This is a genomic window from Streptomyces recifensis (genome assembly GCF_002154615.1).
GTDB lineage: Bacteria > Actinomycetota > Actinomycetes > Streptomycetales > Streptomycetaceae > Streptomyces > Streptomyces griseoluteus.
Genome location: NZ_MUNH01000695.1, coordinates 1 through 10,037 on the forward strand (window position 1 = coordinate 1; position 10,037 = coordinate 10,037).

The following is a 10,037-nucleotide window of genomic DNA, read 5'->3' on the forward strand; positions in this document are numbered from 1 at the left end:
CCGCCGGGCGGGGCCGGGGGCGGTCCGGGGCGAGCGAGGCGAGCGGGACACGGTCACCGTCGTCCCGGCCGCGCAGCAGGAAGTCGGTGTACCGGCCCATCTCGGGCAGCCCGTACAGCAGCGGATGGTCGTGCAGCACCCGCACCTCGTCGAAGTCGGCCGCCATCCGGCGCAGCCGCCGCTCCTCACGGGCGGTACGGCGGCGCAGGTTGACCGAGTCGGTGGCGATCTCGCACAGCCCGCCCGCGAGCGCGTCCTCCGGGTCGAGCGAGGCGCCCGCGCCGAAGCACAGCAGCCCCGGCCCGCCGTCCACCCGCTCGGCCACCGCGGTCACCACCGGCACCGGGAAGCTGATCCGGGTGTCGAAGAACCGCGCCCGGTACCCGTACATCGCCAGCCGGTCCACCATCGCCCGGGTCGCGGGCCTGGTACTGCTCGCCGGGTCGATCTCGGGCAGCCTGACCCGGCCGAACCAGGCCAGCAGGAAGGCGTCGCGCTCGATGGTCTCCATCAGCCCGTGATGCACGGCCTCGGCCGGACTTCCGCCCGAGGCACAGCCGTTGGAGCTCTCCTGCACGAACCGGCGCCGGATGCCGCCCGGCGCGTGGTAGTACGCGACCACCTCGGGGACGAGGACCGGCCGGTCGTCCCGCAGCGACCAGCCCCACACCCACTGAACAGGCCGGTCCGGGGCGAACCGGGGCGCGCCGGCCGCCTCCGCGTCGAAGGTGTCGGGGTACAGCCCGGTGATCCGGGGGTCGACCGCCGTGTCGCCCAGCTCCTCCAGCGTGGCCGTGACGACCGGGCGCCGGGCGCGCGCCCGCATCCCGGCGTACCGCTCCAGCCCCTCCAGCAGCCCGACCCGCACGCTCGTGCCGTACGCCCCGGTGTGCCCGCCCCAGTAGCACTCGCGCAGATAGGCGCCGGAGCGGGTGGTGAAGGCGCCGACCGCCGACGAGGTGGAGGCCGACGTCAGATCGGGCGCCACGGAGGGCCCGAGCATCCCGGTCACCGGGTTGGCGAACGCCTCCAGCGGGAGGTCGTACGCGGACAGCGGTCGGGTACGGAAGCTGCCCGGCGCGTGCTCCGGGGCGGGCCCCAGGGCGATGCGGGCGCCCTCGGCCGTGTCGTCCGGCCGGTCCGCGCAGGCCGGGCACTCCCCGTCCGGCACCAGCGGGAACCGGGCGACCCGCAACGTCTCCAGGTCCAGCAGCCACACCCACGGATGCCGCACGGCAGGCGGGTGCGCGTCGGCCGCGGAGACGAGCGCGGCCAGCGCGTCCACCACGAAGTCGGTCCCCCACGGCGGGGTCCCGGTGCCGCGGGTGGGCCCGCCCCGCTCCAGGGCGTCCCGCAGGAACCCGGCGCGCACCGCCTGCCAGCGCCGGGCCAGACAGCGCGGACACCCATGCCCGCCGACGGGAGCCACCGGGCCGACCACGGCGTGATGCCCGTAGAGCCCCACGGGGATCACGTCAGGGGCGAACTCCGCCAGGGCGTCGCCGAGTTCGTCGCGGACGCCCAGCGCCGTCACCACGGTGCCCCGGCCGGGTACACGGAAGGCGAGCGCGGTGGTCAGCCGCTCGCACACCTGGTCCCAGGGCGCATCGACGGCGACCGGCGCCGCCTCCGCCTCAGTGGGCACCGGGCCCGCCACGGGTGAGCAGCACGCGCACGGCGTGGACCTCGCCCGCCGCCAGGTCCGGCGCGGCCACCGGCACCGCGAACGCGTCCCGCCCGGCGGCGGCCAGCGCGTCCAGCACCCCGGCCCAGCCGGTCCCCTCGGCGCGCAGGGGTACCGGCTCGCCCTCGGGGACCAGCGCCGCCGCCTCCAGGTCGGCCCACAGCGGGTCGCCGAGATCCGGCTCGGCGCCGGCCCGCCGCATCTGCTCCGCGCCGAGCAGATCGCGCAGCGCCTCCAGCACCGCCTCGCGCGGACGCAGACCGCTGCCCGGCGCCCAGCGCACCGCCCCGCTCTCCGGGTCGGTGCAGCGGGCCAGGGCCACGGGCAGCGCGGTGGCCCCCGCCCCGGTCAGGTCCAGCACCTCCACCGTGACGCCCAGGTTCTCCGCCGAGCGCAGCAGGAACAGCAACTCCGCGTCACCGCTCAGGGAGTTCAGGTCCACCGGCCGTACCGGCGCCGTCCTGCGGATCGCCCCGCGCAGGGCGTCGTGGGCGAGGGCGGAGCGCAGGGCGCGGGCGAGGGCCGCGCGGGGGGTGCCCGCCGCGCCCGTACCGGCCGAGGTGCGCTCGAACAGGCCCTGGTCGTTCCAGCCGCCCAGGGTGCGCACCGCGCCCATGGGCACCAGCACGGTCCGCCCGTCCAGCAGCGAGGTCGCCTCCGACCACGCGGCGATCCGGCCCACGGGGGCCTCCAGCCCACTGGACACGGTGAGTCCGGTCGGCGCGACCCTGTCTCCCGTGCCGCCCGCCCGGGGCGGCACCACATGCTCGGCGTACACCTCCGCGCCCCGGAACAGCGCGGCGAGCCGGGCCCCGGCCACATGGTGCACGTCGATCGCGGAGACCTCGCGCACACGGCCGGGGGAGACGCCCAGGCGTACGGTGCTCACCTTGAGCGGGGTCTGCTCCCAGTCGTCGTCGGCATAACCGCCGAACACCCCGGCCGCCTCGCGGACCAGCACGTCCCGCAGCTCCAGCGCGGCCAGCGCCCCCTGGGCAGCCGCCTCGTCCGCCGGGCCGTCGGCGGGCAGTGCCACCGGCTCGTCGTCCGCGTGCGGCACCCGCAGCGCGGCCCCGTCCGGAGCCTTGGACTCCCCGGCGGCGCAGAACCGGCAGCGGGGGTGCGGCAGCAGCGGTTCGGCCAGCACGTCCAGGGAGTTCAGATCCTGCACGATGACCTGGTTACGGGTCTCGGCGGGCAGCGCCTCCGTCACCAGCCGGAACACCTCGAACGACAGCAGGTTGCCGAGCATCCCCGCGAGCGGCCCGGCGGGCACCCGGGCGGGCGTCCCCAGCGGCGCGGCCGGACCGAGGCCGGACCACAGGTCGGCGCTGTCGGCCGCGTCCGAGCCGGCGCCCAGCCGAAGAGCCGCGCAGGACCAGCAGCCCGGCGTCCCGGCCGTCATCACCGGCCCGACCACCGCCCGTTCCCCGAACGTCCACGCCCCGAGCAGCCGCCGCCCGTCGGGCACGCCCTCGGTGAGCAGCCGCAGCAGTTGGGCGGGCGCGCTCGCCCCGGTCACCAGCACGGTGTCCCAGCCGTCCAGGTCGGCCCAGCCCAGCGTGCCCCCGGCCAGCCGGGTCAGAGTGGGCGCGCAGCCCGCCGCGGTGAGTCCCGCGACCTCCGCGTCCAGGTCGGCCGTGCCGCGGGGCTCGTGGTCGAGGGCGCCCTCCGCCGCGTCCTCGACCGTGAAGCCCACCGTGGCACAGCCGTTGCGCAGCAGACCCAGCGCGGCCCATCTCGCCATCTCGTCGTCCCCGAGCACCGCCACACGGGTGTCCCGGTAGCGGGCGAACCTGCCGTGGGCGTCGTCGGCGTAGTGATCCAGATAGTCGAGCTGCTGGGCGAAACGTGCCGTCACCTGCGGTGACAAAGTGCTGCCGGTGGGTCTTGTCCCGGCGTCCCGGGCGAAACCACGCGCGTAGAGTGCCCGCACGAGCTGGACCACCATGTCGCGCTGCTTGTCCCCCAGGCCGGCGCAGAGTTCCTCGACCCGGCGCTCCCCGTCGAGATGGGGCACGATCAGCGCGGCGAAGCGGTACGCGGACTGGGTGACGACGTTGAAGCCGCCGTGCGCGTTGTGGAACAGCACGCCGTCCGGCGTGCGGGTGAACAGGACGTCGCGGCGGATGCGGGGCCGCGAACGGGCGATCTCCTCGTGGGACGAGGGAGCAGGCGCCATGCTGGACAACCTCCGTGAAGAGCGGGGAGCGGTCAGTCGGCGGGGGGTGGGGGCTTGGCCGCCGGGTCGTGCGGTGCGGTGGCCGGGAGGCTGGTGCCGGCCGCCTGGACGAAGAGCCGCAGCAGGTCGTGGACCCGGTAGCGGCCCGACGGGTCCTCCTCCAGCAGCCCGGCGTCGACCAGTGCGCGCAGCACCAGCGCGCCCGGCGCCGGGGGAGAGGCCCGCTCCAGCGCGGACGACGCCCCCGCCGCCCGCGAGGGCGGCACACCGGCCGCGGGCAGCGCCGGGCGCCCGCCGTACGGCTCGCCGCGCAGCACCGCGAGCTGGAGACCGCGCAGCGCCGCCCCCGGCTCCACCCCCAGTTCGGAGGTGAGATGGGCGTGGATACGGCGGTACTCCGCGAGCGCCTCGGCCCGGCGGCCCGAGCGGTACAGCGCCTCGATGAGCAGCGCCGACAGCCCCTCGTGGCCGGGCTGGCCGCGTACCGCCTCGCGGGCCTCGGCGATCATCTCCCGGTGTCTGCCCAGGCGGAGTTCACCGTCGAAGACCCGCTCCACGGCGAGCAGCCGCTCCTCGGCCAGGCGCGGCACGTGGTCGCGGTGCAGCTCGTCGGAGTGGACGTTGCCGAGCAGCGGCCCCTTCCACAGTCCCAGTGCCGCCCGCGCCAGCCGCAGCGCGGACTCCGGGTCGTCGCCGGCCGAGGCCCGGCCGAGCAGGTCGCGGAAGTGGAGCAGGTCCAGGGTCTCGGCGTCCGCCTGGAGCCGGTAGCCGCCGGGGACCGCCTCGATGGCGTGGTCGGCGACCCCGTACTTGGAAAACAGACGGCGCAGTCGGAGAACGCAGGTGTGCAGCGCCGATCTCCCGCCGGACGGCGGACGGTCGCCCCACACCACGCGCTGGAGCAGCTCGCCCGAGACCACGGCACCGGGGTGCAGCAGCAGGGCGGCCAGCAGTGAGGTCGGTTTGGAGGGCTGGAGGACGACGGTCTCGTGACCGTCGGTGATGGCCAGCAGGCCCAGGACCTGGAAGCGGGGGCGGCCCGGATGCGCCGCGGTGGCCTGCTGATCAGGAAGGGCGCCGAGGGGCGCGGGAAGTCCGGTCTTCACCACAGCCTTTCGCATCGCACGGTGAGTGATGCAGCAACTGCCTGGCACAGCAGGGCACTTGTTCACACCAGGGGTGTAGGACGTGAACAAGTGACCTGCTGAGACGGGAACTTAGAAGCGAACCGGTCGGTCCGTCCAGTGGTCGGCGCGAAACACCTGATGACGAGCGGGGGACAGGAAGGCTTTTGCGCCGAGCGGTGTTGGCGGGCGCCCTGCCAGGGCATACCCTCCCGGTGAAGTGGCGCGGCGCGCTCCCGTGACCGCCGCGCGGGGGAGGAACAACCATGCCGTGGTGGGCGCTGATCCCGGTCGTCTCGATGATTACCGGACCGGCCGTGCTGTACATCCTGGGCCGCCGCAAGCGCGACTCCGACGCCGACGAGCGGTACGAGGAGCTCTCCCAGAGGTACGACGAACTGCTGGCGGAGAACCGGCGGCTCGAACCACCGGCCGCCGGGGACCAGGGGCGCTGATCCTCGGCGGGCCCGGTCCGCTCAGCCCCGATGCCCCACGTGCTCGAGGTGCTCCGAGGGCTGGTGCTCGCTCATGTACCAGCCGTCGACCCGCGGCCCGACCAGGTCACCCGGCCAGCCCGCGGTCTGCACGGCCGCCTCGTACACGGCGTCGCCGAACCTGACGACGGCCCCGTGCGGATCCGGTAGCCGGCGCAGGTTCTGCCACGGCAGCAGCGCGAGTCCGAGGTCCGGATGCCAGTCGGCGCCCTCGACACCCCAGGACCGGCCGGTGAGACCGTCCGGCTGCGGCCAGATGTAGGCGTACATCCCGATGTCCAGCGGGCTGCTGCCGTCGCCGTGGGTGTTGTCGAAGGAGAACCCCACCGACACGTACTCGTGCAACTGGGCGTTGCGCATGAACGGCGGGCCCTCGGGGCCGGGGTCCGTCCGCTTCGGGCGCCAGCGGGTCGCCGACAGGTCGAACCCGCCCCACATCACGCCGACGCGCGGCCGGTGTCCGAGGAACGGGGCCTGCCACGCCTCCAGGCCGCCCGCGGCGAGGTCGAACGCCTCCCAGATCAGCCGCGCCGAGCGCGCGTCCCACACCCGTTCCACCCGGTCGTCCTGGAAGTTCGGCGGGGCGGCGGGGATCTCGCAGATCTGCGCGCTGCCCGGATGGGGAATGCCCAGCTGGGACGCGGCCTCGCAGAACGAGGCGTAGAAGTCGGCGACCGACGTCCGCCCCAGCGACAGCGTCCGCGCGGCGCCGTCGGTCTCGATCACCACGTCACCGTCGAGCAGCCGGTAGTGCACCGTGAAGGTCGCCCCGTCCCGCCGGAAGGTCGGTGTGCGCAGCCCGCGCGGAGACACCTCCAGCACGATGTTGCCCCAGCCGACCTCGAAGGGGTCGTCCAGCGAGTACTTGCCCGCGACCTGAACCACCCGGTTCACGTACTCGAGCATGGGGCCCAGCTCCGCGTGGTCCAGTACCGGCCACGCCTCAAGACGTGCGCTCACGGGGGCCTCCCGGCGGATCGATCCACGTGTTCTCGACGGCCGTACGACGCCGGCTTCGAACCGCCTGATTTCCGGCATGCCAGGCGTACGGCCGCGTAATCCCCAATTCTCCCACGGGCCCCGGAGCCTCGCCTGCTTCCCGCCCGTGCCGGATCGCACCCGCCGTGACACGATGACGGGACAGGGTGACGGGACACCCCGCCTCAGCACGCCAGTTCCGCGAAAGCGTCTGAAGGAGCCCAGCATGGCGTCGACGGAAGCGACCGGCGCGGCCGGGATGCAGTTCGGCATCTTCACCGTCGGGGACGTCACCCCCGACCCCACCACCGGCCGCACCCCCACCGAGGCCGAGCGCATCCGGGCGACCGTCGCGATCGCGCGCAAGGCGGAGGAGGTCGGGCTCGACGTCTTCGCCACCGGCGAGCACCACAACCCGCCCTTCGTGCCGTCCTCGCCGACCACCCTGCTCGCCTACATCGCCGCGCAGACCGAGCGGATCATCCTCTCCACCTCCACCACGCTGATCACCACCAGCGACCCGGTGAAGATCGCCGAGGACTTCAGTGTCCTGCAGCACCTGTCCGGCGGCCGCACCGACGTCATGCTGGGCCGGGGCAACACCGGCCCGGTGTATCCCTGGTTCGGCCAGGACATCCGCCAGGCCATCCCGCTCACGGTCGAGAACTACGGCCTGCTGCGCCGCCTGTGGCGCGAGGAGACCGTCGACTGGGAGGGCAGGTTCCGCAGCGCGCTCCAAGGCTTCACCCTCGCGCCGCGCCCCCTGGACGACGTGCCGCCCTTCGTCTGGCACGCCTCCATCCGCACCCCCGAGATCCCCGAACTCGCCGCCTACTTCGGGGACGGCTTCTTCGCCAACCACATCTTCTGGCCGGCCTCCCACACCCGAGAGCTCGTCGGCCTCTACCGGCGCCGGTTCGCGCACTACGGCCACGGCACCCCGGAGCAGGCCGTCGTGGGGCTCGGCGGACAGGTGTTCATGCGGCCCGACAGCCAGGACGCGGTCAACGAGTTCCGTCCCTACTTCGACAACGCCCCGGTGTACGGACACGGGCCCTCGCTGGAGGAGTTCACCCGGCAGACCCCGCTCACCGTCGGCTCACCGGCCGAGGTGATCGAGAAGACGCTGGGCTTCCGCGAGTACGTGGGGGACTACCAGCGGCAGCTCTTCCTCATCGACCACGCCGGGCTCCCGGTGAAGACCGTCCTCGAACAGCTCGACCTGCTCGGTGAGGAGGTCGTCCCCGTGCTGCGCCGGGAGTTCGTCAAGGACCGGCCCGCCGGCACCCCGGCCGGCCCCACCCACGCCTCGCTGCTGCGCGCACGCGAGGACGCGACCGACGAAGGCGAGGCGGAGGCGCGATGAAGATCACGATCATCACGGGCGGACTGCGCGAGCCCTCCTCGACCCGGCTGCTCGCGGACCGGCTGGCGGCGGCCGTCACCCGTGAGCTCGAGGCACAGGGCGAGCCGGTGGAGCTGTCCTTCGTCGAACTGCGCCCGCTGGCGCACCCCATCATGGACGCGATGCTCACCGGCTTCACCGGCGAGGCACTGGACGCGGCCTTCGAGGCCGTCGCCGGGGCCGACGGAGTCATCGCGGTGACCCCCGCCTTCAACGCGTCCTTCAGCGGTTTGTTCAAGTCGTTCTTCGACGTGCTCCCCGAGGAGACCCTCTCCGACATGCCCGTCCTCATCGCGGCCAGCGGCGGCACCGAGCGGCACTCCCTCGTTCTCGAACACGCGCTGCGCCCGATGTTCTCCTACCTCCACGCGATCGTCTCCCCGCGCCCCGTCTACGCCGCCACCAGCGACTTCGGCACCCAGGACGGAGCGGGCCTCGGCGCCCGCATCAACGCCGCCGCCGCCGACTTCAGCCGCCTCCTGCGCGCCTGCGGCCCCCGTGCCCGCGAAACCCAGGAGGACGCGGATCTGGCGACGATGCGAGGGCTCCTGGGAGGAAACTGACCTCCGGTCCCGGCCAAAGCAACAAATCACCACACAGGCAAAAGCCTGGGCAAGTCTGAAGCAACAAATCTTGACGTGTTCGACCGTGCTTCGTACGTTCCCGAGCGGCCGTGAGGAGTCACCGACTCCGCCTCCCCACCACGCGGCCGGCCGAAGGAGCAGACGATGCGCGCATTCAGATCCGCCGTCTTACCAGGTCTCCGCGGGCGCCTCGGGGCCGTCCTGTCCGTGCTCGCCCTGCTGCTCGGTGCCGTCGCCGGGCTGGGCGCGCCCGCCCAGGCCGCCGGTTCGGCGCCCTGTGACATCTACGCCGCCGCCGGCACCCCCTGCGTCGCCGCGCACAGCACCGTCCGGGCGCTGTTCGCCGGTTACAACGGCCCGCTGTACCGGGTCACCCGCGCCTCGGACGGCGCCGCCACCGACATCGGCCTCCTGGCGACCGGCGGGTACGCGGACGCGGGCCGCCAGGACACCTTCTGCGGCGGCACCACCTGTCGTATGACGAAGATCTACGACCAGACCAGCCGCCACAACGACCTCGACCCCGGCCCGGCCGGCACCGCCGGAATGGGCGCCGACCGCGCCGCCGACGCGAGCGAACTCGCCGTCACCGCGGGCGGCCACAAGGTCTACGGCATCTGGATCTCGCCCGGCGTCGGCTACCGCTCCAACGGCGCCGCCTCCGGCGTCGCGGTCAACGGACAGCCCGAGGGCGTCTACATGGTGGCCAGCGGCACCCACGTCGGCTCCGCCTGCTGCTTCGACTACGGCAACGCCGAGCGCACCCCCGCCGACACCGGCAACGGCCACATGGACGCCGTCTCCATCGCCACCACCTGCTACTTCGCCCCCTGCACCGGCAACGGCCCCTGGGTCGAGGCCGACCTGGAGAACGGCATGTTCCAGGGCGACAACGGCTCCAATCTCGCCAACCGGGGCAACAGCAGCACCTATGTCACCGCCGTGCTGAAGAACGACGGCCAGACCCGGTACGCCCTCAAGGGCGGCAACTCCCAGACCGGCTCCCTGAGCACCTGGTGGGACGGCGCGCTGCCCTCGCGCGGCGGCTACCGGCCCATGCAGCAGGAGGGCGGCATCATCCTCGGCACCGGCGGGGACAACAGCAACTGGAACATGGGCACCTTCTTCGAGGGCGCCATGGTCTCCGGCTATCCCTCCGACGCCGCCGAGAACGCGGTGCAGGCCAACGTCGTCGCGGCCGGCTACTCCGGCCAGACCAACGTGCCGAACGGCCCCCAGGGCACCGTCACCGGCCCCGGCGGCAAATGCGTGGACGTCGCCGCCGACGACACCGGGGTCAACGGCGCCGCCGTCCAGCTCTGGGACTGCCAGAGCTACGCCGAGGACCAGCACTGGACCCACAACCCGGACACCTCCCTCGGCACCGTCTCCCGCTGCCTGGACATCAACGGCAACGGCACGGCCAACGGCACCCAGGTCGAGCTGTGGGACTGCAACGGAGCCGGGGGCCAGAAGTGGGAGCAGCAGGCCGACGGCTCCCTGCGCAACCCCCAGTCCGGCCGCTGCCTCGACGCCCCCAACGGCACCTCGGCCAACGGCACCCGACTGCGGATCTGGGACTGCAA

General features: G+C 73.6%; 8 protein-coding genes. 4 read left to right on the plus strand and 4 right to left on the minus strand.

All coding sequences use genetic code 11. The features are described 5' to 3' along the window. From CCN33_RS28495 to CCN33_RS28505, 3 genes are all read right to left on the minus strand, one after another. A partial coding sequence (locus CCN33_RS28495) for a TOMM precursor leader peptide-binding protein (RefSeq protein ID WP_107484013.1) occupies positions 1–1,645 on the minus strand: 1,645 nt, incomplete at its 3' end. After that, a complete protein-coding gene (locus CCN33_RS28500; protein ID WP_086696289.1) occupies positions 1,635–3,866 on the minus strand; it encodes a TOMM precursor leader peptide-binding protein in 2,232 nt (743 codons plus the stop codon). The genes CCN33_RS28500 and CCN33_RS28495, both read right to left, overlap by 11 nt. Before the next feature lie 32 nt (positions 3,867–3,898). Beyond that, positions 3,899–4,987: an AfsR/SARP family transcriptional regulator gene (locus CCN33_RS28505; protein WP_086696290.1), complete on the minus strand. Its 1,089-nt coding sequence runs from the start codon at positions 4,985–4,987 to the stop codon at positions 3,899–3,901. A gap of 269 nt (positions 4,988–5,256) precedes the next feature. On the opposite strand from CCN33_RS28505, the gene CCN33_RS28510 reads away from it, so the two are divergent. Further along, entirely contained in the window at positions 5,257–5,445 is a 189-nt protein-coding gene (locus CCN33_RS28510) for a hypothetical protein (RefSeq protein ID WP_086696291.1), read from the plus strand. Between the two features lie 21 nt (positions 5,446–5,466). Here the strand turns inward: CCN33_RS28510 and CCN33_RS28515 are convergent, their stop codons facing one another. Further along, entirely contained in the window at positions 5,467–6,444 is a 978-nt protein-coding gene (locus CCN33_RS28515) for a DUF5996 family protein (protein ID WP_086696292.1), read from the minus strand. A gap of 277 nt (positions 6,445–6,721) precedes the next feature. Here CCN33_RS28515 and CCN33_RS28520 point away from each other — a divergent pair, with 277 nt between their 5' ends. From CCN33_RS28520 to CCN33_RS28530, 3 genes are all read left to right on the plus strand, one after another. Beyond that, entirely contained in the window at positions 6,722–7,828 is a 1,107-nt protein-coding gene (locus CCN33_RS28520; RefSeq protein WP_086696294.1) for a CE1758 family FMN-dependent luciferase-like monooxygenase, read from the plus strand. Next, positions 7,825–8,430 (plus strand): CE1759 family FMN reductase, encoded by a 606-nt coding sequence (locus CCN33_RS28525; protein WP_086696293.1) that lies wholly within the window; start codon positions 7,825–7,827, stop codon positions 8,428–8,430. Before CCN33_RS28520 ends, CCN33_RS28525 begins: the two co-directional genes overlap by 4 nt. A 165-nt stretch (positions 8,431–8,595) precedes the next feature. Next, positions 8,596–10,037, plus strand: a 1,442-nt coding sequence (locus CCN33_RS28530) for an arabinofuranosidase catalytic domain-containing protein (RefSeq protein WP_086696295.1), incomplete at its 3' end; no start/stop codon positions are given.

Coding starts and splice junctions, on each gene's coding strand:
- CCN33_RS28500 (WP_086696289.1), bottom strand. CDS start 3,866: ATGGCGCCTGCTCCCTCGTCCCACGAGGAGATCGCCCGTTCGCGGCCC.
- CCN33_RS28505 (WP_086696290.1), bottom strand. CDS start 4,987: ATGCGAAAGGCTGTGGTGAAGACCGGACTTCCCGCGCCCCTCGGCGCC.
- CCN33_RS28510 (WP_086696291.1), top strand. CDS start 5,257: ATGCCGTGGTGGGCGCTGATCCCGGTCGTCTCGATGATTACCGGACCG.
- CCN33_RS28520 (WP_086696294.1), top strand. CDS start 6,722: ATGCAGTTCGGCATCTTCACCGTCGGGGACGTCACCCCCGACCCCACC.
- CCN33_RS28525 (WP_086696293.1), top strand. CDS start 7,825: ATGAAGATCACGATCATCACGGGCGGACTGCGCGAGCCCTCCTCGACC.